This window comes from Vibrio japonicus (genome assembly GCF_024582835.1).
GTDB classification, from domain to species: domain Bacteria; phylum Pseudomonadota; class Gammaproteobacteria; order Enterobacterales; family Vibrionaceae; genus Vibrio; species Vibrio japonicus.
The window spans coordinates 600,534-626,840 of sequence record NZ_CP102097.1 but is presented as its reverse complement, the minus strand read 5'-3'; the positions used below and the strand labels follow the sequence as shown (position 1 = coordinate 626,840).

General features: G+C 46.0%; 23 protein-coding genes. 10 read left to right on the top strand and 13 right to left on the bottom strand.

Annotated features, from left to right (window positions below):
* The first annotated feature begins 49 nt into the window (after nucleotides 1–49).
* The 3 genes from phnC to phnE (NP165_RS15990) are packed head-to-tail and all read left to right on the top strand — an operon-like array spanning nucleotide 50 to nucleotide 2,402.
* On the top strand, nucleotides 50–820 hold the full coding sequence (phnC, locus tag NP165_RS16000; RefSeq protein WP_257086748.1) for a phosphonate ABC transporter ATP-binding protein: 771 nt from the start codon (nucleotides 50–52) through the stop codon (nucleotides 818–820).
* Nucleotides 808–1,599 carry a phosphonate ABC transporter, permease protein PhnE gene (gene phnE / locus NP165_RS15995; protein WP_257086747.1) on the top strand — a complete coding sequence of 264 codons (792 nt, stop codon included), beginning with the start codon at nucleotides 808–810 and terminating at the stop codon, nucleotides 1,597–1,599. The genes phnC and phnE (NP165_RS15995) overlap by 13 nt, the downstream gene beginning before the upstream one ends.
* Nucleotides 1,599–2,402 (top strand): phosphonate ABC transporter, permease protein PhnE, encoded by an 804-nt coding sequence (gene phnE, locus NP165_RS15990; protein ID WP_053409171.1) that lies wholly within the window; start codon nucleotides 1,599–1,601, stop codon nucleotides 2,400–2,402. The genes phnE (NP165_RS15995) and phnE (NP165_RS15990) overlap by 1 nt, the downstream gene beginning before the upstream one ends.
* Before the next feature lie 117 nt (nucleotides 2,403–2,519).
* On the opposite strand, the gene NP165_RS15985 is transcribed toward phnE (NP165_RS15990), so the two are convergent.
* Nucleotides 2,520–3,305 (bottom strand): HAD-IIB family hydrolase, encoded by a 786-nt coding sequence (locus tag NP165_RS15985; protein WP_257086746.1) that lies wholly within the window; start codon nucleotides 3,303–3,305, stop codon nucleotides 2,520–2,522.
* Nucleotides 3,306–3,604: 299 nt separating this feature from the next.
* Here NP165_RS15985 and ygiD point away from each other — a divergent pair, with 299 nt between their 5' ends.
* Nucleotides 3,605–4,420, top strand: coding sequence for a 4,5-DOPA-extradiol-dioxygenase (gene ygiD, locus NP165_RS15980; RefSeq protein WP_257086745.1), 816 nt, complete (start codon nucleotides 3,605–3,607; stop codon nucleotides 4,418–4,420).
* A 100-nt stretch (nucleotides 4,421–4,520) separates the two neighbouring features.
* On the opposite strand, the gene NP165_RS15975 is transcribed toward ygiD, so the two are convergent.
* The 9 genes from NP165_RS15975 to NP165_RS15935 form a co-directional block, all read right to left on the bottom strand.
* Nucleotides 4,521–4,943 carry an Hsp20/alpha crystallin family protein gene (locus NP165_RS15975; protein ID WP_257086744.1) on the bottom strand — a complete coding sequence of 141 codons (423 nt, stop codon included), beginning with the start codon at nucleotides 4,941–4,943 and terminating at the stop codon, nucleotides 4,521–4,523.
* 111 nt (nucleotides 4,944–5,054) lie between these two features.
* Nucleotides 5,055–5,594, bottom strand: coding sequence for a spermidine N1-acetyltransferase (gene speG, locus NP165_RS15970; RefSeq protein WP_257086743.1), 540 nt, complete (start codon nucleotides 5,592–5,594; stop codon nucleotides 5,055–5,057).
* Between the two features lie 216 nt (nucleotides 5,595–5,810).
* Entirely contained in the window at nucleotides 5,811–7,925 is a 2,115-nt protein-coding gene (locus tag NP165_RS15965; RefSeq protein ID WP_257086742.1) for a TonB-dependent receptor, read from the bottom strand.
* 312 nt (nucleotides 7,926–8,237) lie between these two features.
* The gene (fhuB, locus tag NP165_RS15960) at nucleotides 8,238–10,235 is read right to left on the bottom strand and encodes a Fe(3+)-hydroxamate ABC transporter permease FhuB (protein ID WP_257086741.1); all 1,998 of its coding nucleotides are present in this window, start codon (nucleotides 10,233–10,235) and stop codon (nucleotides 8,238–8,240) included.
* Nucleotides 10,235–11,128, bottom strand: a complete 894-nt coding sequence (locus NP165_RS15955) for an iron-siderophore ABC transporter substrate-binding protein (RefSeq protein ID WP_371133752.1) — start codon at nucleotides 11,126–11,128, stop codon at nucleotides 10,235–10,237. The genes fhuB and NP165_RS15955 overlap by 1 nt, the downstream gene beginning before the upstream one ends.
* Before the next feature lie 17 nt (nucleotides 11,129–11,145).
* Complete coding sequence (locus NP165_RS15950) at nucleotides 11,146–11,913, bottom strand: ABC transporter ATP-binding protein (RefSeq protein WP_257086740.1); 768 nt, start codon at nucleotides 11,911–11,913, stop codon at nucleotides 11,146–11,148.
* 228 nt (nucleotides 11,914–12,141) lie between these two features.
* Entirely contained in the window at nucleotides 12,142–12,873 is a 732-nt protein-coding gene (locus NP165_RS15945) for a siderophore ferric iron reductase (RefSeq protein ID WP_257086739.1), read from the bottom strand.
* 142 nt (nucleotides 12,874–13,015) lie between these two features.
* On the bottom strand, nucleotides 13,016–14,365 hold the full coding sequence (locus tag NP165_RS15940) for a sensor domain-containing diguanylate cyclase (RefSeq protein WP_257086738.1): 1,350 nt from the start codon (nucleotides 14,363–14,365) through the stop codon (nucleotides 13,016–13,018).
* Between the two features lie 168 nt (nucleotides 14,366–14,533).
* Nucleotides 14,534–15,592, bottom strand: coding sequence for a helix-turn-helix domain-containing protein (locus NP165_RS15935; protein ID WP_257086737.1), 1,059 nt, complete (start codon nucleotides 15,590–15,592; stop codon nucleotides 14,534–14,536).
* A gap of 187 nt (nucleotides 15,593–15,779) precedes the next feature.
* Here NP165_RS15935 and NP165_RS15930 point away from each other — a divergent pair, with 187 nt between their 5' ends.
* A complete protein-coding gene (locus tag NP165_RS15930; RefSeq protein ID WP_257086736.1) occupies nucleotides 15,780–16,112 on the top strand; it encodes a DUF805 domain-containing protein in 333 nt (110 codons plus the stop codon).
* Nucleotides 16,109–16,621: a hypothetical protein gene (locus NP165_RS15925; RefSeq protein ID WP_257086735.1), complete on the top strand. Its 513-nt coding sequence runs from the start codon at nucleotides 16,109–16,111 to the stop codon at nucleotides 16,619–16,621. Before NP165_RS15930 ends, NP165_RS15925 begins: the two co-directional genes overlap by 4 nt.
* A 64-nt stretch (nucleotides 16,622–16,685) precedes the next feature.
* On the opposite strand, the gene NP165_RS15920 is transcribed toward NP165_RS15925, so the two are convergent.
* From NP165_RS15920 to NP165_RS15910, 3 genes are all read right to left on the bottom strand, one after another.
* The gene (locus NP165_RS15920; protein ID WP_257086734.1) at nucleotides 16,686–18,824 is read right to left on the bottom strand and encodes a bifunctional diguanylate cyclase/phosphodiesterase; all 2,139 of its coding nucleotides are present in this window, start codon (nucleotides 18,822–18,824) and stop codon (nucleotides 16,686–16,688) included.
* Nucleotides 18,825–18,878: 54 nt separating this feature from the next.
* Nucleotides 18,879–19,844, bottom strand: coding sequence for a phosphate/phosphite/phosphonate ABC transporter substrate-binding protein (locus NP165_RS15915; protein WP_257086733.1), 966 nt, complete (start codon nucleotides 19,842–19,844; stop codon nucleotides 18,879–18,881).
* Nucleotides 19,845–20,234: 390 nt separating this feature from the next.
* Nucleotides 20,235–20,825, bottom strand: coding sequence for an AAA family ATPase (locus NP165_RS15910; protein WP_257086732.1), 591 nt, complete (start codon nucleotides 20,823–20,825; stop codon nucleotides 20,235–20,237).
* 221 nt (nucleotides 20,826–21,046) lie between these two features.
* Between NP165_RS15910 and NP165_RS15905 the strand changes: the two genes are divergently transcribed.
* The 4 genes from NP165_RS15905 to NP165_RS15890 all read left to right on the top strand — a co-directional run bounded on the left by NP165_RS15905 (nucleotide 21,047) and on the right by NP165_RS15890 (nucleotide 26,238).
* Entirely contained in the window at nucleotides 21,047–22,603 is a 1,557-nt protein-coding gene (locus NP165_RS15905; protein ID WP_257086731.1) for a glutamate synthase-related protein, read from the top strand.
* 251 nt (nucleotides 22,604–22,854) lie between these two features.
* Nucleotides 22,855–23,205 carry a MaoP family protein gene (locus NP165_RS15900; RefSeq protein WP_257086730.1) on the top strand — a complete coding sequence of 117 codons (351 nt, stop codon included), beginning with the start codon at nucleotides 22,855–22,857 and terminating at the stop codon, nucleotides 23,203–23,205.
* Nucleotides 23,202–24,242 (top strand): glutathione synthase, encoded by a 1,041-nt coding sequence (gshB, locus tag NP165_RS15895; protein WP_257086729.1) that lies wholly within the window; start codon nucleotides 23,202–23,204, stop codon nucleotides 24,240–24,242. Before NP165_RS15900 ends, gshB begins: the two co-directional genes overlap by 4 nt.
* A complete protein-coding gene (locus NP165_RS15890) occupies nucleotides 24,223–26,238 on the top strand; it encodes a flavohemoglobin expression-modulating QEGLA motif protein (protein WP_257086728.1) in 2,016 nt (671 codons plus the stop codon). Before gshB ends, NP165_RS15890 begins: the two co-directional genes overlap by 20 nt.
* The last annotated feature ends 69 nt before the right edge of the window (nucleotides 26,239–26,307 follow it).

The following is a 26,307-nucleotide window of genomic DNA, read 5'->3' as shown; positions in this document are numbered from 1 at the left end:
TCACGAGTAGGGCACTGTACACCCCAAATTTATTACAAGGAACAGTTGTATGGCCGTAGCAAGCTATGACGGAATAAAGATAAACAACCTATTTCACGAGTACGTGGCAGGCAAGCCAATCCTTAAAGGCATTGATATCAACATTGATAAGCCGGGCATCATCGCCATCATTGGCCCTTCAGGTACAGGTAAAAGTACTTTACTGCGTTGTATCAACCGCCTTAACGACCCAAGCAGCGGCGAGATCATTTTTGAAGGCGAAGACCTAACCAAACTGCAAGGTCAAGCTTTGCGTAAGCAGCGTCGCCACATTGGTATGGTTTTCCAAGAGTACAACTTAGTAGAGCGTTTAACGGTGATCGAAAACGTGCTCAGCGGTCGCTTAGGTTACATGAGTGCTTGGAATGCATGGCGCAGGAACTATTCACAGGAAGATCTGAAAAAAGCCTTTGAACTACTAGAGTTCGTTGGTTTGCAGGACTTTGCCAATCAGCGCGCGGATAGCTTGTCAGGTGGTCAGAGACAGCGTGTGGGTATCGCCCGTGCGGTCATGCAAGACCCATACATCCTATTGGCGGATGAGCCGACTTCGTCACTCGACCCGAAAACCGCAGTGGAAATCATGGAGCTAATGGAAACGTTCGCCAAGCAGAAGCAAATCCCTGTGCTGGTCAACATCCACGATGTGAATCTCGCTAAGCGTTTTGCTACTCGCATTATCGGCATGTGTAACGGAAAGGTGCACTACGACGGCAGTCCAGAAGGCATTACAGAAGACGATCTTAAGGTCATCTACGGGGGTGAGTCATGGCTGGATTAACTGCCGATGGCAAAGTAGAAAACCCGTTTAAAGCGTCATGGGCAACGCGAGTCGGTTTCGCCGCAGTCATCGTGTATCTGTTTTACAGCTTATCGACGCTAGGGCTGACGTTTGACCGTTTAATGATTGGTTTGGTGGAGAGCGAGCGCTTACTGGCGCGAATGTTCCCGCCGGATTTCTCGCGTACCAATCTGCTGCTGGGCGGTTTGGCGGAAAGCTTGCAGATCGCGATTATTTCGAGCTTTTTCGGCATCGTTATTTCGCTGTTCTTGGGATTGCTCGCGGCTCGAAACATGATGCCGTCAATCATCTCAACGCCTGTTCGTGGCTTTATCGCGTTATGTCGCTCGTTTCATCCGGTCATCATCGCGATTCTGTTTGTGAAAGCGGTTGGCTTTGGTGCTTTAGCGGGGATATTGACGCTAATTTTTGCGTCGATTGGTTTTATCGCCAAGCTGTTTGCCGAGGCGATTGAAGAGATCTCATTCAAACCAGTAGAGGCGATTCGAGCGACTGGCGCAAGTTTTGTCAGCGTCATCCTTTACGCCGTCATGCCGCAGGTCTTTACCCGTTTTATCGGCTTCGCCAGCTACCAGCTCGATTCGAACCTACGCAACTCAACCATGGTGGGTATCGTTGGTGCTGGTGGTTTGGGCGGTACTCTGTTTTCAGCTTTCCAACGTTTCGACTACGACTTTGTTGCGGCGATTTTGATCACCATTATTGCGCTGATTCTGGTCGGGGAGTTTTTGTCTAATGTAGTAAGGAGAATCTTCTGATGACGACAGCTTCAATTGATAAAGAATGGCAGCGATTTACTTTTAGTGAGCGCATGGCTCGCTACGCGGTGTACTTGTGTATGGTCTCTGCGATTGTATGGTCATGGCAAACGGTAGAGGTGATTCCGGAGTTCTTGTATGACGCGCCAGCTCAATTTGCCGATATGTTCCAGCGTATGGTGCCAATGGATTACGCTTTCTACCCAGAAACCATTCACGCCGCGCTGATTGAAACCTTACACATTGCGACGTTAGGGACGCTGTTTACACTGGTTTTTGCGATTCCTTTGGCATTACTGAATGCACCAAACATTACCCCAAGCAAAACCTTAAACTGGATCGCTCAGTTCTTCTTGGTGTCATCGCGTTCGGTTAACTCACTAGTTTGGGCGCTATTGTTTATTGCGCTGTTTGGACCGGGTGTATTGGCAGGGATCATGGCTATCGCGGTGCGCAGTGTCGGCTTCGTCGGTAAACTGCTTGCAGAAGCCATCGCCGAGGCGAACATGGGAACAATCGAAGCACTGCGTGCAACGGGCGCTTCTTGGGCAAGTATTCTATTGAAAGGTTACTGGCCGCAAGTGATGCCAGCGTTTTACTCTATTGTGTTGTTCCGTTGGGACATCAACGTACGTGAGTCAGCAGTATTAGGTTTGGTGGGCGCGGGTGGTATCGGCGTGGTGCTTAACGACGCGCAAAACCTATTCGAGTGGCAGAAAGTGTCGATGGTACTGGTCAGTATTTTTGCGGTGGTGATCGTTGCTGAAGCGCTCGTCGTACATATCCGTAAGAAACTTATTTAAATCGTTTTAAGAATCGGAACTTTTCCTTTCTTGAGTCCTTAGGTTAAGTTCTGTTATTCCCGACTGCGAGTTCCATCGTAGTCGGGAATTATTATTTTGGGCTCGGCAAAGTTGACCTTATTCGCCGTGCTTAAGGGCGATAAGCTGATCGACAAATTCTGCAAATCCATAGCCGCCAGGTTGAGTCATTACCAGTGACGGCTTGTGTTGTAACTGCTGCCAATAGTTCTCTATGTTCTTAACCCCGATAGTGAGTGGGAGTGTCTCAAACATTTGTTGGTCATTAAGCGAGTCGCCAACGTAGCAACATTGCGCCAGTATTTGTTGCTCCGATAAGCCTTTCTCCGCCAGATAGCCAAGCGAAGTCAGTTTCTTTGAATGCTCGCCGTACCAAGCGTTAATATGGATTGAACTGGCGGTGGCGTGTGCACCTAACTCATGGATTTGACTTACGATGGCTTGGACGATATTGCTCGCCAGTGGCGCACGGTTCTGGCCTATATCAATCGCGACTTCACACAGGCGATAGGCTTGATCCAATGTCAGGTCGACGTCGGGATAGTGTTCTAGAATCGATTCGACGGACGCTTTGAGTTTCTCTTGCTGCTGACGCATAAACGCTAGGTCGACACCGGACTTGAGTGTTAACCCAGATGCGCTTTTCTCCATGATAAACGCGCCATTTTCACCCAATACCGCATTGACTGGCCAAAGCTGCGCGATGTGATCGCACCAACCCGCACACGCTCCGGTGACGGCGATAACTTGAATATTGTGTTGCTGGAGTTTGTTTAATGCGAGCAGCGTTTCTGGTGGCAGCTTTCCGTGCCAAGTCAGTGTGTCATCAACGTCGGTCAGAACGTATTTGACCGATTTCCATTCCTTTGAAAGTGCGTTTCCCATGCAAAAATTCTTCACTGTTTATACAAGTGGTTATTGTATAAATATTCGGTATTTAATTCAGTGAGGTAAGCGAGGTTAGGCGGACTTTACGTGGTATTTCGTGAATGGAAAGGTAGTTAGTGTAGTTCGTAACTCAAGTTGGCATTGAAGTATTGAGAACATTTTGTTCAATATGATTCCATATAATCTCCATTGTGTTGAATGATGCGCGAGCGCATACTCTTCACATACGAAATTTGCGATAGCGGTTAGCTTAATCAAAGTTAATTGTTATACGGCCATAAACTAAGGAATTGAGTGTGAGTTTATCTGCTTTACAACAATTGAAAGAGCGTTTGCCGTTATCAGCGCGTATGCCGTTGGTGTTTCTTGGTCATGGCTCGCCAATGAACATCATTGAAGATAACGCTTATCGCGCAATGTGGTCAGAGCTAGGTAGAACACTGCCTAGGCCTAAAGCGATTCTGGTTGTGTCTGCGCACTGGATGACTTCTGGCTCAACGCTGGTGGATGTTTCTGCCAACCCGCGTACTATCCACGACTTTTACGGCTTTCCGGAAGCGCTGTACCAGCAGAAATATCCCGCTAAAGGTGATCCTAAATTAGCTGGAGAAGTGGCAAACATGCTAAGCGACTTCAACAGCAATACTGATGACGCTTGGGGCTTGGACCACGGTGCTTGGGCGTTGTTGCAGTCCATGTATCCCAATGCTGATGTGCCAGTATTTCAACTGTCTGTTGATGTAACACGTGATATGCAATGGCATCTGGCGATGGGTAAAGTGCTGTCAGAGCTAAGAGATCGTGGCGTGCTGATCTTGGGTTCAGGGAACATAGTCCATAACTTGCGTCAGTTGAGGTTCGATGGTCAGGATCATGATTGGGCACTGGAGTTTGATGCTTACTTTGCTCATAAGTTGAATGAACGTAACTTTAGCTCGCTGGCTGATTTGAATTCGATGGGAAGCTTGATGAAGATGTCTAATCCAACCTTGGAGCACTACTCGCCAGCGTTAACGATTGCCGGTGCGTCGGATGATCGAGATGAGATGATTACTCTGGCGGAAGGGATTGATTTGGGTTCAGTTTCGATGCGCTCGTTTATGTTCTACTGAGTAAACCGCTAACCCAAGCCAACCGCTAATACTAGTCACTAAGAAAAGCCCCTAACTATTATTCATAGTAGTTAGGGGCTTAGGCATTATCATATGAGAATTATCTCACTGGGATTTGGTGTTGTTCTGAAGGCGGTGCCTCACTCTTAGGCACAATGACGGTTAGCACGCCATCTTTGAACTCGGCACTGATCTCGTTGACTTTTATACTCGCACCTAAGTCAAAACTACGAGACATTTTCCCACTGTAACGCTCGCTATGAATCACTTTCCCTTCTTTTTCAGTTTCTTTACTGCTCTCCATACTGGCTTCGATTGACAACACGCCTTGCTGGCATTTCAACGCAATGTCTTCTTTTTTCACTCCCGGCAAATCTGCTCGGATTTCGAAGCTCTCATCTTTCTCGACAATATCAACACGGGGAGAAAAACTGTCCGTTTCAAATCTCGAGCGTAGGGTAGGAAAAGCGTGATCAAAGAAGCGGCTGAAATCAGTCCAATTATCTCTGGGTACCAAGCTCATATTCATCTCCTTAGAGCCATTCACTACTGCTCATTAGAAGTTTAGTTTGGCTTGAACAAGAGAATTTTATAAATTGGACTTTGTTTGATGCTGGTCAATGATTAGTCAGTATTAGCGTTCGTTTTTATTGATACTGTTTTGCTGCGAGTACTGATGCTGCAAAATGTACATGCGTTTTACGTCTCGGTAGCGGCCATTAATGAAGTATTCCGCGACCAAATGCCCTTCTTCGATAAAGCCACACTTCTTGTAGAGGTGAATGGCCTTTTCGTTATCAAGTGCAACCAGCAAATAGATTTTATGTAGGTTCAGGATAGAGAACGAGTAGTCCAGCGCACGATGCACGACTTCTTTTGAGTAGCCTTTACCTTGGTGATCTGGCGCAATGATGATCTGAAACTCAGCACTGCGGTGGATGTAGTTAATCTCGATAAGTTCGACCAGACCAATCAGCTCTTTGTTTTCATTTTCCACCACGAAACGACGCTCTGCGTCATCATGGATGTGCTTTTGGTATAGCTCTTCCAACTCATCGTATGACTCATACGGTTCTTCAAACCAGTAAGTCATAATATTGCGATTGTTGTTGAGGTCATGGATAAAACGTAGATCTGAGCGCTCTAATGCTCGAATAGTCAGACCTTTATTCATGGTGTTTCTCCAAATGAAGGATGAGTCACCAAAGCGAGATAGAAACCCTTCGACCTGCAACAACTTTGGTAACTAACTTATCGATTGTATCGAAACCAACCGAATAGGCGAGTGTTTTATAGAAAACATAAAGCAGATACGGCAGCAATCAGGAACCCATTCATGATTGCTGCCAAAGTAGTCACTATTAACTTGGTCGCCCTAAATGCAATTCGCTTAGAACTTAACTTGATAGTTTAGGGAGTAGGTTCTGCCACGACCTTTGTATTCGAAGATTGGAGAATCGCCGTACCAGTATAGCGCACGCTGACTCCATGTGGTCAGGTAGTCTTCGTTCAGAAGGTTCTTAATACCAAAGCCAAGGCTACCGATTGGCAACTGATAATTACCGACAAAATCAACGACGGTGTATCCATTGAGCTTACGATCGTCAGCATCGGTATAGTCGAATGTGGTTAGGCTTTGCAGCTTTACGTTGTAATCGTACTCATACCAACCAACCCAAGCGCTTGCTTTGGAAGTACTGGCTTGCATTGCTTCGTAGTCTTCCCAACCTGAGTCTCCTTTTACGTCGGAAACCACATAGTGGCCAGATGTACCCAATAGTAAGTTGTCCGTTGCCCAATAGCTTAATTCACCTTCTAAACCGTAAAAACGTTTTGAGTCAGACACACCCTTAATGGTTTGATCATCTTCGTATTCAATCGCGCCATCAGAGTAGGAATAGTAAGCCGCTGTTTGCAGGGAAACCTTTTCCCAGTCGCTGCGGTAACCGATCTCATAGCTATCCGTCTTAATACCTTCAAGCGTGGTGTCATTCACATTGACAGAAGCGTCTTTCCCGTAATATTTCGCAGGGTTTGCTAGGTCGAAGCCTTGAGAGAAGTTTGCCCAAACCTGTGACGATGAGGTTAGGTGGTAGATAGTACCGATGTTAAACAGATTCTCAGAATAGTCAGTTTCGCCACCTGGAACAAAATCTGAGCTGCTGTTTTTCTTAAAGTCTGAAATTTCAGTGTTCAGATATTGGTGACGGTATCCACCTTGAATGATCCAATCTTCCGTTAATGCGTATTCTGCTTGAATGAAACCAGCAAATGCATCGGTGTCGACCCCTGGGTAGCGCCCTTCAATACGATCAATGTTGTTGATTAAGCCACCTGTGTTTTCCGTTGTTACCTGATTATAAATCGCATTGTCGCTATCGAAGCGATCAAGAAAACCATCAACACCGTAAGTTAGGTTGAATTCACCAAATGATTTATTTAGCGCGGTCTTTATCGACAGGAGGTCTGTGTCTTGAGTGGATGAGCTAAGGACCAGTGTTGAACGCCCGCCTGACGTATAAGGTGTGAAAGTATGATCCTCTTTACGATAAGAGACTTCTGCAATGAGGTGGTGGCTCAGGAAGTCATCATTGCTGTACTGAGCACTGACCATATAGCGCTCTGTGCCTTGCTGACGGTCAGCTGAGTAGCCATCGCGTACATCTACAAATTGGTAGTTCCCGCCACCGTCTTTTTCAAAATACAGACCGTACGGGGAATCTTGCTGACTGTCGTAGTACTGAGCTAGCAGGTTAAGATTTTGTCCTTCAGATAATTTAATTTGTAGGGAACCCATCAAATCGGTAGTTTCATTATACTGTGTCGAACCCTGTGAAATATCTGGGGTAACGATATCGCCATCAGTATCAAAGTAGCCTTGTGTTTCGGTGTACGCGACCGATACTCGCCCTTGAACTCGCTCATTACCTGCGGCAATAGATTGCGCTACTTTGTAGTCGAAATCATCACTTGAATTCAGGCCAGACGTGCCTCCAACATAAGATTCAAATTCGAGAACGTCACCTTCTGCCTTTTTCGTGACAATGTTGACGATCCCGCCACTTGCCCCGGCACCGTAAATTGAGGTTGCGCCTGACAATACTTCAATACGTTCGATGTTAAACGGGTCAATCGAATCAAGCTGACGACTTATTGAGCGAACCGACTGTAGAGATACGCCGTCGATCATCACCATGATACTGCGACCACGCAAGTTCTGACCCGACTGCGTGCGTCCACCACTACTGACGTCGAGTGAAGGAACGGCCGCGGCTAAGATCTCATCGAGATTCTTTCCTCCTCGGTACTCCTGTTCGATTCGATCAGAGTCGATATACCACACAGTTCCGGGAATCTCGCTGATCGTTTTTGGCAGGCGACTTGCTACGACGACCACTTCTTCGTGAGTCGTCAAATCTTGCGCATGGGCTGGAACGACTGTACTTGCTGCAGCAACAGCCAGAGCAACAGTAGAAAATTTTAAACTGCCTTGTTTAATTCTCATTTTTTTCTCTATGTTTATAGGCAAGGCTCCACAAATCCTTAGTTTTGTGTGATCACCTTGAATGGATGTTTAGTCCATAAGCCTTCCCGTCTAAGTCATGGGTTATAAAGGTCATGGGTTATACAGGCGAAGACTTTTAGGTCTGTACGCGGATGTAATTAACGCCCTATCATTTAAATAATTACGCAATGATAATTATTCGTATTATCATGTTCAACTGTTTTTTGGGTGTGCCCTAGAGATGGGAGACCAAAGATGATGGTCTCCGATGATGAAGGCTAGTGTAGGGTAAAAATGTTTCTTCTCGTGGAATTAACGTCGCATTAGGTATAAGAAATAACCGCCACCCATCAATGATGCCAACAAGCCTGCTGGGAACTGCCACGGGAACCATAGTATTCGCCCCATCCAATCTGCGCTGACCATAATCATTGCGCCTAACAGTGCCGCCGTAAGCAATTGAGGTAAAGCACGATACTGGTGAAGCGATCGCGCCATATGAGGGGCTAAAAGACCAATAAAGCTCAAAGGGCCCATTACAATTGTGCAAAGTGTGGTTAAAGCGGCGACTAATAACAGCAACACCAACCGCACTAATGTGGCGTTCAAACCGATACTGTTAGCGGTCACTTCTCCGAGCCCAATCAGCTCTATCCAGCGGTGAAGCGACAAGGCGATGACACCAATGATGGCGATACCTATAGCAAGTAACACCACGTCTTGGTTCGCAACTAAGTAGGTGGAACCTGAAAGCCACGTTAGCAGGGCTATTGCGTTATCGTGCCCAGAACTCATAGCGACTCTCAGTAATGCGTCAAGGCCAGCACTGAGTGCGATACCAGTTAAGAGAGTTTGAGTTGGCGCGAAGTTGTGTTTTTTACCCATAAGCCAGACTAAGGCCGTGACGAAAAGGGCTCCAAGGGTGCCGAGCAACATTTGTTGTTCTCGCCCTATGGCAACGCCAGAAATGGTTCCAAGGACAATAGCGAGAGCAGCACCAGAGCTGATTCCCAACACTTCTGGGCTCGCCATTGGGTTGTTTGAAATACGCTGAATAATTGTCCCCGCGAATGCGAGACCAATACCTGCGAGCAACGCAACTAATACCCTTGGTGCTCTGAGATCGAACAAAGATTGGTTAATGCCAAAAGTCCAACCAGCGTTGTTTTTGCCAATCATAAGCGCTAACCCCGTAATAGAGATAAGTACGAGAGTCATAGCGATAAGGATTTTTGATGGACTCGTTAATTTGTAACGCTCAATGTGCTCTGTTCGTGTTTTTAGGTTGGATTGTAGTTTCGTTTTTTGAAGCATCCAAAGCAAAAAGGGCGCACCTATAAGTGCCGTCATTGCGCCAGTTGGTAAGAGTTCTCCACCAACTCCAGAAAACGGCTGAATCATGAGGTCGACGATCAACAGGATCAAGCTACCCATACAGCCGCTTACGATGATTTGTTTTCTGAGCGTTCTTGCGCCAAGCAATCTTGCGATAGCGGGAGCAACAATGCCAACAAATCCGATTAGCCCAACTTCGCTCACTACAGCGGCGGTCATGAAGATCGCTAAAGACAAACAAACCACTTTGATTTGTTTGATATTGACACCTAGAGAGGTTGCGACGTTGTCTCCAAACTGAAGTGCTGACAATGGCCGCTGTAATGCCAATAGCAGAATTGTTGGCAATGAAACTAAAGGCAACAAAACCTCTACGCTGGACCAATCATTTTGGTTAAGAACGCCTGCCCCCCAGACAAAAATGTTTGTGAGCTTTTGCTCGTTAAGCATCAATAGCATGGTATTTAGCGAACCTAAGAACAGACTCACAACCATTCCAGCTAACACCATGTGTATCGGAGCAAACCCTCTTGTTGCACTGAGTGTAAAGACAAGGCCAGTCGCCATACAACCGCCAATGAACGCAGAAATAAAGCTGGGAACTGTCCAACTGACAGGAAGGATTAGAATACCAAGCACCATTCCAAGCTCAGCGCCAGCGGCGACACCTAACGTTGTCGGCGACGCAATAGGATTGCGTAACACGAATTGCATGACACTTCCCGCAACGGCGAGTGCAAACCCGCAAACAATCGCTATTGCGAGCCTTGGCAGGTAGGTCAAATGTGTGATCAGGTGTTGGTAGTTGGCTGAGTCAAAGTGAAACAATGTGTCCCAAATTATTCCTAAACCTTGGGAATATGGCGCGGTTATTTGAAGCAACGCACATAGCATGAACACTGCGCCTGTCAGCAAGATCACCAACTTAACATGGAGCTGCTGAACCGTTTGGGTTGTATGCTTTATGGTGTCCATTATTGTTTAGTCAGCTGCTCAGTAATGTGATCACTAAAACGCTGAGCCGCAATCAGCCCTCCAAATGTCCAAATCGCTGGAAGTTCGTAAACGGAATCTGTGCGAGTGAACTCCATCGCTTGCCAAAGGGGAGATTGCGTCAATGCCTCTCGTTGCTCTGGTTTGAGAGGGCCAAAGAGAATCACATTCGTTTTTTGATGCTCTGCGAGTTTTTCCGTACCTGTAGTGGTAAAGCCCCAAAGATTTGTCTGCTTATTCCAGTCGTTACGTAGCCCCATGGATTCAATAGTCGCTTGTGCCAAAGAGCCTTGGCTGTGGATTCGTAGCGTTTTGTCATTGATAAAACGGGCGAAGAGAAGGGGTTTATCTGATTTACCAGCTGAACGAATGTTATCTCCATTGTCATTCAGACGTTTGCTGGTTTGGGTGATGATTTCCTGCGCCTGTTGCTCTTTGCTAAACAGTTTGCCCAACGACAAAGTGATAGACTGAGCCGCTTTAATGGGTTGTTTGTCTTCGCCGTAAATACTAAAAACAAGTACTGGGGCAATTCGATCTAACTGTTCGTATGCTGTTGCCATATGTTGACTGATTAGAATGACGTCGGGCTTTAATTCCGTTAACAATTCAAGGTTTGGTTCGCGGCGGGAACCAACATCAGTGACGTCTTCGTTCAACGTAGGCTCTACGACCCATTGTTGATAGCCTTTGGAATCGGCAACGCCGTCAAGTTTGACTCCTAAACTCAAAACCGTTTCTGTTAATGCCCAATCTAAAGCGACAACTTTTTGAGGCGTGGATTCAAAAGAGGCAACGCCCATCTCATGGGCAATTTCCATAGAGTGAACATTAAATGTGAATGCTGCCGACAGCATCAGAACAAACTTTTTCACAACAAATTCCTTTTGGATTACGGGATATAACTGATTGGTTGGCCCGTTTCTGGGTGGGGAAACAGCGCTATTTCCATTCCGTAGATTCGCATCAGTGTTTCTGGCGTCATTAAGTGTTGTGGAGAGCCAGATGCGATCACTTTTCCTGAATGAAGCGCTATAAGGTGATCACTAAACGTTGCCGCCATGTTGACATCATGAAGCACCATAATGACGGTTAGCCCTAAAGATTGATTAAGCTCTCTGATCAACGCTAATAACTCGTACTGATGAGCCACATCCAATGCTGAGGTTGGCTCATCCAGTAAAATGCATCGGCTTTGTTGAGCAAGTAACATCGCCACCCACGCTCTTTGTCTCTCGCCTCCGGATAGAGTCGCGACGAACCGATCTGAAAAGTCGCTCAAACCTACTTTTTGGATTGCTTCGTCGATAATGGCGTGATCTTTTTCACTATAGCGCCCAAATGCGCCTTTCCATGGGTAACGCCCAAAAGAGACTAACTCGCGCACGGTGACGCCATCTGTTATCGGTGGATGCTGGGGTAGGTACGCAACTTGGTGGGCTAATTCTAGATTACTGAAGGTGGATAAAAGCCTTTCATCGAAGAAAACTTCGCCTTGAGTCGGCGTGTTTTGTCGACTTAACAGCTTAATCAACGTCGATTTCCCACAGCCGTTATGACCAAGTAGTGTCGTAACTTTTCCGGGTTCGAAAGTCAGGCTAATAGGAGGAAGAATCATCTTACCGTCGATTTCGAACGACGCATTAACAAGTTGGTACATGAATAGATACGAAGCAGAGTGAGTAGATACAAGACGTTAATGTTATCACAACAAAAAGATAATGATAATTATTGTCATAATCACTTATGATAAGTGTGAATGTCGTATCTAATGTTGAAATTTTCTAATATTTTAGTTTTTCAATGTGATGAAGTGTTTTGCAGCAGATATATTAGCGATGCTGTATTTGGCCACTCGGAAAGAAAAGCACTGAGTTGCGGAATATGCTTAGCGTTTGTTTTCCGGATGCCTTGGACAATCGCGACACAGTTGACGCCCTTGGCACTTATAGACCAAGCAACAACTGGTTCTGACTAAAGTGAGCGTTTTAGTGCTTTCGCAGTAGCTAAGGGAACGGATTAACTTTTCTGGTAACTCACACGCCTTTAGCCACTGTTGTGCTTGATTAAGAAGGTATTCGTCGGAAAGATCTGGAATATTCTGGTTGAGTTTTACCAAGCATCCCAATACGCCATCTGCAAAAAGGTGGCGCGTAAAACCAGGCCGAATTCTCGTCCACTGATTCATTTCTTGGCGAAAGTAATCGAAGAGCAGATTGAGCTCTTTACCTGCGCGATCAATCAGTTCTTGCTCAGTTCCTTCATAATAGGATTCAGATGGAAACTGATACCCGCTTATGAAGTTAGGCTGAACGTGCTGTGCGATAGATGATAACGGGGGGAGTCCACGGCAAGAATAAATCGCGATAAAGGCGACATAGATGGGTTGCCAACAGAGTAAAGTCCACGTTCGAGTTAACCAGTAAGCACTTCCTGCCTCGGGATGTGATTGCTTCAGGTTGTCGAACAATCGTTGAATACTATCAGAACTCGACTGTTCGATATGAATGATAGCCTGTTCAATACTATTTTCCGGAAGCGGTTTTATTTGCCCGTGAAGGTACGGCGTTACAGCTTTGGAGTGTTTGAAAAGGTGTTCAAAGAACGAGTGCTCACCCATTTTGTTGTACTTACTACTATGAGGGTCGGGCGAAAAAGAATAGACAATATCGTACGCTATTGCAATTGATTCTCATTACTTGTGGTAAAGGGTTATAAAACAAGCCTACTTACGCCAAATAGCATGAATTATTTTTCAACTCTTAAGTGACATTGATACTGACCCTATTCCTTCCTTCTCTTTTCGCATCATATAAGGCTTGATCTGCATCTTGGAGTAGGACGTCAAAACATTCTTGACTTCGTAAGGTCGCCATTCCAATACTGACAGACACGTCTATAGGTGTGTTTGAAACCAAAACTGGATTGTCCAAAACGATTAACCGAATCCGATTTGCGATTTCTTTCGCTTGCTCAATATCGGTATCAGGCAAAACGACACCAAATTCCTCTCCTCCAATTCGACCAAAAATGTCTGATTTCCTAAGGTGTTGACCGCATAGCTCTGAAAATTGTATTAAAACCTGATCGCCAGCATGATGCCCATAGGTATCATTAATTGACTTAAAGTGATCAATGTCGAGCAACAAAAGGGTAAATACGCTTTTTTGGCGTTGGTATAAGTAAAACTCCTTATTCCCTACATCCATGAAGTAACGTCGATTGTTTATTTTTGTCAGTGGATCTGTGGTGGCTTCTAGGTAAAGTTTTTCTTCGTAAGCCTGCCTATTACCTAACTCTTTATTTAAAATGCGGCGGGTGACAAGAGCTGTTGCAAACGACACGAGAACAATAATGACCGCAATAGGAAACAGTATTGTTTCACTTGGTGAATTAGGTTGCCACGTTAGGTAACCAGCTGGGTTACCGTCGATGCTATGAATGGCCAAGCGATAAGCTTGCTCTGGAGCGATAAAGCTGTGTTTAAGCCCAACTAATTGATAATTAGAAACCAGCTCGTCTAAATATTCCTGATCGATACGTTTTCCTATAGCAAGATACGCATCTTTCCTCGGGAGCTCTGTTTCTTCACTAATGAGTGGGCCACCTACAACAAAATAAAGGTTGTCACCCAATTGGATAAAGCCACTTGTTTCACTTTTCTTGGTCTCGCGTGAGGATGACTTTTCGATAAGGTGTCTCAAGCCGTTGCTCATTAGATCATTAAAGTTCACACTTGAAGCATCATCACTTTTGATAAAATAAACTTGTTGCGAGTCTTTATTTACCGCGATACTGAAATCTAAATCAAACTCATTCAGTAAGTACAACCCAGAGTTTAACTCTACCCAATTGGGATCATGCTTAACAAAAATCTTTTCGTATGATTCATCCCAAAAAGTGTACTCCCCTAAGATATCTTTTGAATGTCTAGACTCAATTGCAAACGTTAATTCAACTCGATGCTTTAGAGCATTTTCGGCTTGTGTGTCCAATATTGTGAGGAAATACCAAATACCAGCTAGGACGACGATGATCATGGCGCAAAAAAGCCAAGTAATAACGGATATCACCGACTTGGTTGAGACATATTCCTGTTTGGTGAGTTTCATCGCTACTAAACACTTAATCTATTATACGTTGTCATGCCTCGATGCCTTATTTACAGGCAACTAGTCTATATAGATCGTACTGATATATTGAGAGTTTTACCATCGTTTAATGCACAAAATTTGGCTTATCCTTGGTAAAAAACGTAGTTATGTGAATGACATACAGCACTAATCGTTGCCTGGAGTGTTGCTTCTATTTTGTTTCCTGTACGCGCTTGGCGTCATACCCATCACCCGAGAAAACTCTCGATTGAAATTGGATTTGGTCTGAAAGCCTGAACTGAGCAGTATCTGAGTGATGCTGTCGTCGCTGTTACTAATCAGTTGTTTGGCGTGTTCAATTCGATACTCATTGATCAGTTTGGATATGTTTTTTCCGTGCAGCAGATTGACCGCTATCGAGATTTGCTTAGCAGGGACAGTGAGTTTGCGTGACAGTTTCGACAGGGTTAAATCCGGATCGAGATAAGTGTGTTTGTTAACCATCAAATTATTCAGTGCCGTCAGAATAACTTGTGCATCCTCAGTCGACATTCCCGGATTACTGACCGTCTCTTTTACCTCGTCACGCTCCGGTGTTTCGGTTGGTATCGTATCAGGTTGTTGTTGAGTGTGTAGCCCAACCGTCACGACCGCGATAGAGAGGATAGGTAACAACAACATGTGACCGAGCGTAAGAATGTATAGTGAGTGCTTACCATTACTTAGTGCAAAATCGAGCGACATCGCCGCGTCGATCATAGCCGAGAACAATAGCATCCACCCCGCGACGGTTTCGGCTTTTTTTACGCCTTCCCAATGACTGAAAGACACGTTGATTAATAATTCATCTTGAGCCGAGCCGCGAATCAGCGCGATACCGTAGCAAAGGTAAATTAGGGTGATTAACTCATCTATCGGTGCACGCCAGAGAGTTTGAATCGCGACGGCTAGGGCGACCAACAAAGGGGGCATTAAGTGCAGAACACCAAAGCGTCGGTTGTGCGCTGTGGCGCGGGTAAAAAAATGCCACGCAAACACTGGAATTACTGAGGCCATGATGGGCTGGATGTAATGAAAGATTGGCCAGTTGAGCGTCCAACGCAGACCAACGATAGCGGTGGTTAACGCGCATGCCGCCAAAAACGAGCAGGAGCTTTTCGCTTGTTCGTCAAAACGTAGGTACAAATTCACCGCGAGTAGAACCAGCAATAAAGAAACAACAAAAGGGATAGGAATAGAAAGCATAAAAATTCCAAAGATGAACATTCGAGCGCGTGGTATGGGTTACAACCTTAGTTGCATAAAGGCATTTAGGGAAGGGGCGATAGGACCAATACGGGTTTTAGCACGTCCTAAAACGGGTTTGAGGACGTTTTTGAAAGCGATGTTGAGCACACTAGATGGCTCCTATACAACGAGAAGGAATGACGACATGTCTTTTTATTTACTGGCGTGGCAGCGCTATTTGGATTTTACAGGGCGAGCATCAAGGAAAGAGTTTTGGATGTTCTTCCTTGTGCACTTTGTCGTGACGTTGCTGTTTATCGCGTTGGATATTGCGTGGCCCCAATTTGGGTGGGCTGATCTGATTTACGGCATCGTGAGCATGCTGCCTATGGTGGCGATTATCGTCCGCCGTTTACATGACACTTGCCGATCTGGTTGGTGGGGGTGGGTGTTTGTTGTCCCTGCGATTGGCCCATTTTGGCTGATCTACTTATTGGCCTTAGATAGCCAAGAACCATCACAAGGAGTTTCATCATGAAGCCTTACTTATCTTTTGCCTATTGCGTTAAATGGCTATCTATCAGTTTGATGCTACTGATTGCTAATACTGGGTCCGCGCTTGCGCAAAGTTCAGATCCAAACGTAAAAGGTTTTTTAACGGTTCACCATATGACTCAAGGCCAGTTGTTGTGGTTAAAAGGCCGTGTTGGTGATGGTTATTACGTGGGATTAAATGCTCAAGGGAAAACTTGTTCACTAAAAGTGCCTGTGGCTATTGGGCAATACAGTAAGGGCAGTGACTTAGGATTTGAACCCACTGACGGAATCAAAGTGGCGGTAACGAGCCAAGCGCTCAGTGATTCTATCTTAAATGGCGACCCAATTCGGAGCGATGAGTGGGTGATAAGCGCTACCCATGACCCAACAGAAGAAGTTGATGGCTATATCGTAAGTGGTATCAGTAGTGATGAAGGCTTTGCGTTGAATGCGAAAAGACGATGGGTCTCTTGGTTGTTAGAAGATAAAAACAAGCCAGTGTGCCAGTGAAGATGTCGTTGAAACCTTAGATCGATTACTAAGGCCCCGATTACTTTGAGCGGGGCCTTTGCTATCATTTCACTGAAATTCGTACAATGTTGTCCGCTTTTTGTTGGTGGTTTAGTTGTAACTTTTGCGTGAGTTTTTCAGCAGGCATGGGCTTACCATACAAATAACCTTGACCAAAATCGCAGCTTTCTTGTGTTAAGAATGAGGATTGTTGGTGTGTCTCTATCCCTTCTGCAACGGTCTTGATTCCAAGTTGGTGAGCCATTGATATGATGGCGGCACACAGGGCTCTGTCGTTGGCGTCATCTTGTATATCTGAGATAAAACTCCGATCAATTTTCACACCGTCAATACTAAATTCACGTAAATAACCCAGCGAAGAGTATCCCGTACCAAAGTCATCCAGCCAAACCTCGATACCAATTGCTCGGAGTGTATCTAGCGTCTCTTTGGCGCTGTTCTTATCCACCATGAGAGCGGTTTCTGTCACTTCGACATGCATATAAGACGATGGTAAGCGGTATTCTTTAAGGTACAGGCTGACGGTGTCCGATATTTTTTGTGCATAAAGCTGTTTAGCCGATAAATTCAAGGCAACGTGGAATTCGGAGGGGCTGAGAAAATCACGCCACACGCTTAAATCTCGGCATGCTTGTTCAATAACCCAATCTCCAAGAGGATGGATAATATCGGTTGCCTCTGCAACAGGAATAAACTCGCCAGGTAAAATGCTTCCTTTACTTGGGTGGTTCCAACGTATTAGCGCTTCCACACCAACGATTTGCGCCGTTTTTAAATCGATTTTTGGCTGATAGTAAAGTTCAAACTGGGAGAAATCAGACAGTGCCGAACGAAGATCGCGTTCAATCTGCCCCTTATTAATCACTTGCTGTTCCATCTCTTGAGTGAAATGACGATAGCTGCCTTTCCCACAAGACTTAGCGGCATACATGGCGATATCTGCATTTCTCACCAGCTCTTCGGACGTTGCCCCAGACTCGGGATAAAGTGCGATACCTATGCTGGCGCCAACAACGACGGACTCACTCGGCTCTGGCAAAAAAATTGGCTTTTTGAGTTCGCTTATCACATCAGCTGCAAATTTATGCGCCAATGATAAGTCATGAATACCCGAGACATAGAGGATAAATTCATCGCCACCCACTCTGGCAAGTAAATTGGTTACCTTCTGCTTCTCTATTTCGCTGGTTTTTCGAACACTATCGCTTATGCGGGAGGCGACTTCACAGAGGAGATCATCCCCCGCTTGGTGCCCCAAATTATCATTTACACGCTTAAATTCATCCAAATCAATAAAAAATACAGCAAATTGATTGTAGTCTGGATTGGAAGATTCAAGCTTCCGCTCTAAGAAATCAATAAACTGCATCCGGTTTGGTAGTTTCGTCAATGGGTCATTGTAAGCAAGGAACTCTATTGCATCGCTTCTCTCTTTTAGACTGGCGTCCATTTCATTAAATGACTTAGCGAGTAAACCTAACTCATCGTCTCTTTGAATACGGTTTGGGGTTTGATATTGCCCTTTTTTGATACGCTTGGAGTGGTGGACGAGTTGGGTGATGGGACCAATGATTGTATTTGCCATTAACATAGAGAGGAGTAGGCTGATCAGGCACATGATAACCGTTACTAGGGCGATCAATAGTGTACTGTATTGATTACTTAGCTGGTTAATCTCTTTAATGATGGTTTTATTATCTTGAATGTCTTCCTGCATCGATTTTAGGGAGTATTCCAAAACAACGCCACCAAGCAGTTCATTGTTTAGGGTTAAAGGGCGTGCAATGGCTAGTGTATCAATGTCGTTTTCAAAATACGCTCGTCTTTGTCTTAAAACCGCTTCCTCTAGTGCAGGCATCTGAAGCGCCATACCGTAATCATTGACTAAGTCACTTCCGGTATGAATAACGACGCCTTTTGTATCAAAAACTTTAATTGCTATGGTTGAAGTGTCTTTTAATGCGGGCTCGAGCAATGATTGAATGGTTTCAATGTCATAAAAGTACATAGGATTGAGCAGAGCGTCTGACAAATAATTTATCGTCTGTTCAGCTTTATCTCGTGCATGGTCGCTAAAGCTCTCAGACATGTTATCCGACGTCTCTGCCACAATTTTTTCACCAAAGTATGATGAAATCATCCATTGCGAAAATGATAAGCAGCCCATAGTCAATATGACCATAAGCATATTCCCAAGGACTAGTTTGCTCTTTAACTTCATCTCTAGTCTCTAAATTTAACGTGCCATATACGCATCGATAAGGGCCTTTCTTTGCCCAGCCCATTCTATACTTGCCAGAACGTCCGAAGAGATAGCATCGAATTTTTTAGTTTTTCTGTATGTAGTTAACGCGTGTTTACCCTGTTCATTTTCATGAGCTGTGAGCAACAGTTGTGTAATGTCGTCTTGTAACTTTTCAGGCATATCAGGGCGTGCCAGCATCAGTGAGCGTGGTATAGGGGGGCTGGTATAAATTATTTGGAGTTGATTCTTTATCTGTTCGGGTATTTCTTTATTCCAGTCACTATCACTAAACGCAGCAGAAGCGACAATGTTTCTATGCACCCAACTCATCATGTTGGATTCTCCGCCAGACTTAGAAAACTCATCAGAGAAAAAGTAACCAATTGCGCCTTCTGGGGGCTGCTCTCGGGGAGAAGTCAATTCATACAACTTATAACCTTGCTCGATTAAAATAGACACAGGAATAAGAAATGCGCTTGTTGATCCTCGGTCCTCGAAAACTATCGTTTTTCCAACGAGATCGTCGAAAGAGTTGATCTGGTTATTTTTCTTAGTAAAGAAAACAGAAGAGTATTCACTTACGCCACTTTTCCATCGTCTGGCGAGGATATGTACGCCAGAGTCGCGAGTGAGTTCACTGGCTGCAAATACAGTATCAGATACAAGATCGACCTGACCGTTATTTAACCAATGCTTCATTTGTGGAATGCTTTTCGCCACGACAACACGAGCAGATGTGATTTTGTGCTGTTGAAGATTAGCGGCAAGGTAATCGGCAAATGGTTGGGTCCGTTTAAATGCCTTTCTTGGGTTATGACTAATTACTCCGATGATAAGCGTATTTTCACGTGAAGACGCTTTCACTGGCTGAGCTGCGGAAACCGATGGAACGAATAGAAGAAAAGATAAGATGAAACTGAGAATTAACGCATAGGTGCGACCGACACCAGAAAGCATAGACATTACCCTTAACAGTGACCTATATTTATTATGTGGCAGTAATTATATGATAATAGTAACTAAATTACAGTACAGATGACTAAGTTTGGATAACTCAATGTCCCTCGTCATAAATAACCGCTCAATCAATTCCGTTGTATATAATTATGTGCTCCACGATATTGTCAGAGTATCATCTTTTATTAAGATCAATAATTAATATTGAATCTAATGTTATTAATTTGTCTCTTTTTATCTGCCTATTTTATTTCTATTTTGTCGTTTATCCGGCTTCTTGAATGTTTTGGTTTTGTTCAGTTTTACTAAAAAGTCCACCTCAATCGATCAATGCTCGTATTAGATCAATGGTGCTGGCGGGTAAAGTGGATTGTGGAAAGTGTGACAATCTCATGGTCCATGACATTGATTAATCACGTTTTCTAAAGTCATTATTCCAAACGTAATTTTTCGCACGAAGGATTCCGAGCTGCCGACAAAGTAAAAGTGAGGGTGCCTTGACCAAATCTTTTGCAGTTTTTTATCGAGTTCTGCCGCTTGTTCCGAAGACTCTTTTCTAACCGGATTATTGCTGCTGATATCTTGTCCTGTTGCGGCGGCGGACTCGAAAAAAATCACCGCATCATAACGGGCCATCTCTTCTTCAAAACTGGAGCCCACTGCGGTAAAGAACTCTTGCTCTTTGCCTGGCCAATATGCAAGGCCGTCTAACGAGCCGCGATCGCACACCAGCAGGCGTTCTGGGTACTGGACTTTATGGATGTCTTCTAAATTCTTCTGAAGTTGGAAAATGGTTTTTTGCACCATTTTGATGATCTTTTTATTGTTTGAGCGGGTAACGCCGCTGGAAAACAGCATCGTTGCGGCTTCAGGGACGACCGCTATTTTATGGCATAACTCTCGGCGAAAGAGATCCAGCGCGGTGGTTTTGCCGCCCCCTGGGCCTCCAGTTACCACAACCTGCAGTTGCTTTTTCATCATGACCTCTAACTTGTTGGTTGCTATCTAAAAAGGTTGCTATCTAAAAAGTTTAGTCAATTCTGAGCATATCGCTTGAAAGCTGTGGTCTTTAAGCAAGGGTCTTTAAACAAGGCCTCCAAATTCAGAGTCATTGATGGCTGAAATTGAAATGGTGGGTGACATCACCTTTACTCTACAAGAGCAGGACTTGAATGATGCAGCGCAAAACGGAGGGGGAACGTATGAGCAAGCCAGTCATTGCAGCCAACAAGCCGATAAAAGTGGCACTCAAGCAAGGAGAGGAATACTACTTTTGTGCGTGCGGGCGTTCCAGTAACCAGCCCTTTTGTGATGGTTCTCATAAGGGCACAGGTTTGAAACCGAAACGCTTTGTCGCCGAAGAAAGCGGTGACGCCTATTTGTGTCGTTGCAAGCATACCCAAAATCCGCCGTATTGCGATGGTACCCACAAGCAGTTTTCAAATGAACAAGTCGGCCAAGAAGGGCCGGGCGTGCAAACTCAATCACCCGCCAGTGCGCCTGTCGCCAGCGCGACCAAAGAAGAGCCGACCGTTGAGTTGATTCATCAATTGGCACGGGAAGGGCTTTCTCAGATTGGTCATCACGGGCCCATGACGGCGATGGGCGTCCCTCGGCATTTGTTGCCACACTGGGACGATATCCAAATCATGGTGGCACAAATGGCGACGCAGCCACTGCTTGAAGACGTGCCAGTCAAAACGGAACTGGTGATTGGCCCGCAAGCGAAAAAGCCGCTTAAACTCAGTATTCCGTTGTTTGTGTCAGACATGAGCTTTGGCTCGCTCTCAGAAGAAGCCAAGATCGCTCTTGCCACAGGCGCAGAGCTGGCGGGAACGGGGATATGCTCCGGTGAAGGCGGCATGCTGCCTGAAGAGCAGGCGGCTAACTCACGCTACTTTTATGAGCTCGCCAGCGCCAAGTTTGGCTACGACGAAGAGAAGTTGAAAAAGGTGCAAGCGTTCCATTTTAAAGGCGGCCAAGGTGCAAAAACGGGCACAGGTGGCCACTTACCCGCAGCGAAGAATGTAGGGAAAATTGCCAAGGTACGCGGCTTAACGCCCGGCACCCCAGCTATTTCGCCGCCGACATTTACCGATTTGCATACCGTGGACGATTTCAAACAGTTTGCTAACCATGTCCGCGACATCACTGGCGGGATCCCGATTGGTTTTAAATTGAGTGCCAACCATATTGAAGAGGATATCCAGTTCGCGGTCGATGCCAGTGCTGACTACATTATTCTAGATGGACGCGGAGGCGGGACAGGCGCGGCTCCGGTGATGTTCCGCGATCACATCAGCGTGCCGACCATTCCGGCGCTGGCCAGAGCGCGCGCCTATCTGGACAAAATTGGTGCAAGTGGGCGCGTGACGCTGATTATCACGGGCGGGCTGCGTGTTCCGATAGATTTTGTCAAAGCGCTCGCACTTGGGGCTGACGGCGTGGCGATTGCCAACAGTGCGATGCAGTCGATTGGTTGTGTGGCCGCGAGGATATGCAACACCAACAATTGTCCGGCAGGTATCGCCACCCAAAGAGAGGATTTGCGTCAAAGGCTGGATATTGAGAAGTCATCTCATCAGTTAAAGAATTTTTTTGACGCCTCCACCGAGTTGATGCAGGTGATGGCAAGGGCATGCGGACATAACGAGTTGCGTCAGTTTAACCGCTATGACTTAGCCACTTGGAATCGGGAGATGGCGAAGCTGTCGGGCATTCGATACGCAGGAGTGACGCCATTGGCAGCCGATGAATAAGAATAAAGGGCAGTGCCACCACTAAAAAGCGAATCTTCGGGTTCGCTTTTGTGTTTTTTGCCTTTGGGTTATCGGGAGCATCGGTCGCTGTTTTTTACGCGCAAGGCCTGTGTTGATGAAGTTTTCATCAATCTTCAGATTTGTTAATAACAAAAATCAATCATAACGACAAAATATCCTTGTTGAATAGGTGGGGCAAAAACACATATCTTTCCGCCTCCCAAAAATTTACTACTTTTGAGACTTTATCTATGTCTGCAACAGATATTCGACAAGGTGACGCTCGGTTCTATGACAATGTTCATTTTTACCGCGGTTTTTCTAAGTCGGGCGACTTCACGCTAGCTGAAGACGAAATACTCACTTATTTCGGTACCACTCTTTTAGCGTTAGAAAACGGTCAGCTTGAACCAGAGAATCAAACGGAATCGGATTTTGTAGACATGACGAAAGGTAACAGAGAAGCCTCAACCAAACTAGAACGTACGTGGATGAAATACGTGCACCTTGCCAGAGGTAAAAAGAGCTTCTCTACCCTAAACAGCAAACCAAATCTGTCGGATGACGACAACGCATACAGCATTGAGGATGACCGTAAATGAATATCTGCTTTCTAATGTACCCATGGGAGCGCGTGTGCCCAGAAACTGATACGACACTGCGTCTTGTCCATGAGTGTGCAAGCCGTGGTCATACCGTAGCAATCACTACCACCAGTGGGCTAACAATCCGTGACAGCACGGTTTACGGCTTTTGTCAGGTGTTGAAGAAAGGACAAAAGATTTCGGACAAGATCCCATCTTTTTACCGTCAAGCCGAGTTCTCAAAAGCGCGTCTGCCAATGGCGGGTTTTGACGTGATCTTCATGCGTGCGAATCCACCGCTAGACAACCTAGCACTGAACTTCCTTGATTCGATCAAAGATGACACTCTGATCATCAACGATCTGGAAGGTTTGCGTTTGGCAAACAACAAGCTGTACACGGCCAGCATGGGCGGCGCGGCAAGCGAGTTCATTCCTGCTACGCACGTATCGAAAAACCGCGATTACTTGCAGCGCGTACTGGAAGAAAGCGACAGCGAGAAGATGATCCTTAAGCCGCTAAACGGTTTTGGTGGTCACGGTGTGATCGTTATCGAGAAAAACGCGCAGCAAAACTTCCGCTCTTTGCTTGATTTCTACATTGGTGAAGGCGAGCAGAGCAACTACGTGATCCTTCAAGATTACATTGAAGGGGCAGAAGAGGGCGACAAACGTATCCTGATGCTGAACGGTGAGCCAATCGGTGCGATGCGTCGTGTACCTGCGTCTGGCGAGTTCCGCTCTAACGTGCACGCGGGCGGTACAGTGGTTAAACACAGCATCACCAAAGAAGAAAAACGCCTATGTGCTGCAATCGGTCCTAAATTGGTGCGTGATGGTCTGTACTTCACCGGTCTGGATGTGATCGGTAACAAGCTGGTGGAAGTGAACGTAATGAGCCCGGGTGGCATCATGCGTATCAACAAGCTCAACCGCGTGAGACTGCAAAAACCTGTGATCGACTTTGTCGAAAACATTGTTCACTCGAAAGACCTGCTACAGCAGAGAAAGAGTGCATTCCGAATGGCGGTTAAGAATGCACACATTGAACCATAAACAATACACATTGGCTGAAATGCTCTCGCTGATCCAGCGAGGGCAACCTTTTGCGGGTGAGTTGGTCGACGCGGGCTGCTTTGTCAAAATAGAAGAATACTTGCCTGTGGTCTGCACCGCGATTCACGCCGGTTCGCGCCTGAGAGACGAGCTAATCCATCGCTGCGTATTGGACGAGAGTGAACGCTTCTTCGAAGAAGACCCGTTTACAGACGATATGATCGCCTCCCAGCCTATCACCATGGTTGGTCTGGACTCACGCTTTGAATACGACCTTAACCGCGCGTTGACCCTGAGTACTTACTACAAGTCTGCGTGGAGCCGCTTGGTGTGGAAAAAGCCACTCAGCACTCGACACCGCGCTGAAAGCCATCGTAAGCACATGGCCTTTTATACTGTGTACGAAGCCATCATTGCTAAGCTCGAATCCATGCACGACAACGTGGTGGTGTTCGACATGCACTCATACAACTACAAGCGCCAAAAGAGTGATGCGCCCGTGTTTAACATCGGCTCGTCGCAGATCGATATGGAACGCTGGGGCACCAGTGTGCACCGTTTTTGTAGCGAGCTGGGTAAGATGGAGCTGCCAAACATTACCACCACGGCGGAGATTGACTCGGTGTTTGAAGGTCGCGGGTATCTGATCTCTCATACCAATGCACACTTTGACCGTACCTTAGTACTGCCGACTGAGGTGAAAAAGGTGTTCATGGAGGAAGAGTCTGGCACGCTATTCCCGTTGGTACTGGAAGCCTTGCAGTCCGGTCTGAAAGAAGCATTCAGTCAGACCAGCGCGTTCTTGCAACGTAAACACAGCAAAAAGCGCCGCGTAGTGAAATCGGACATGCTGAGCTCGAACATCGAGCCGAATCTCCTTTCGGTCGATAAACAGCTTTATCAGCTGGCGAGTAAGGTTGAAACGCTGAAGTACGTCAACCCAAGCAACCTCAATGCGGAGTTCAAGCGTTTTCAGGCGGCGCCTAGCCGTTATAAACCGAACTATCGTTACCGTCAGTTGCCGATCCACGTGAATGAGTTCAAGCAAAAGCTGTATCGCCTGCCGATCGAGAACATCTCCGATCCGGATATGCGCCACCTGTATGGCGACATGGTGCAGAAGCTGAACGACAAAATGGACTTGCTGACCTCGGTGGGCAGTGAGGCGTTTTTATACAACGCGCTTCGCTATCACGGTAGACCAGATACGACTGACATCGATAACGCCAAGTTTTTGCTTTACGCCCGTGTGTTGCCAGAAGAGTTCAACGAACAGCTAAGTGCGACCCAAGCCAGCGAGCGTATGCTTGCAGCATCCCAACAAATGGGGATGAAGTGTAAGGTAACGGTGTCGAATTCACTGGCCGCGCGCGCGATGGTGTCTGCAAACCCGCCGACCCTGTTTGTGAACGCGAAGGCGAATTTCACCGATACCGAAGTTAAACGCTTGGTTGAGCATGAACTCGGTGTGCACATGGCGACAAACTACAACGCGCGTTGCCAGCCGCTCAACATCTTCAGAATGGGCTTGCCGGGTTCCACCTTAACCCAAGAAGGCTTGGCGATTCTGGCGGAGTACAAGTCAGGGCATTTGTCGCACGAGCGCTTAAATACGCTTGCGATCCGAGTGCTGGCGGTCGATTCGATGCTCAAAGAGCAAAAATTCTACATGACCTACAGCTACCTGATGGATGAGCTGGGGCTAGAGAAAGAAACGGCGTTCTCACTGACGACACGTGTGTATCGCGGTGGCGGTTTTACCAAAGATCACCTGTATCTCAAAGGCTTCTTAAAGGCACTACACACTGAGAAAAGTCGTAAGTTAGACAGCTTGTACCTTGGAAAATGTAGCTTCCGCTATCACGATTTGCTGGATGAGCTGGTGGAGCGTGGTTGGTTGAAACAACCGATTTACAACCCGCAATACGAAGCAACGGATACGGCTGAGAAAACGCCTTCAACGTTGGACTACCTCATCGAGTCGTTAAAGTATTAACGCGAGAATTCGGCAATAAAACGGCTCCAAGGCGTAACCTTGGAGCCGTTTTTATTTGAACCATAGGAG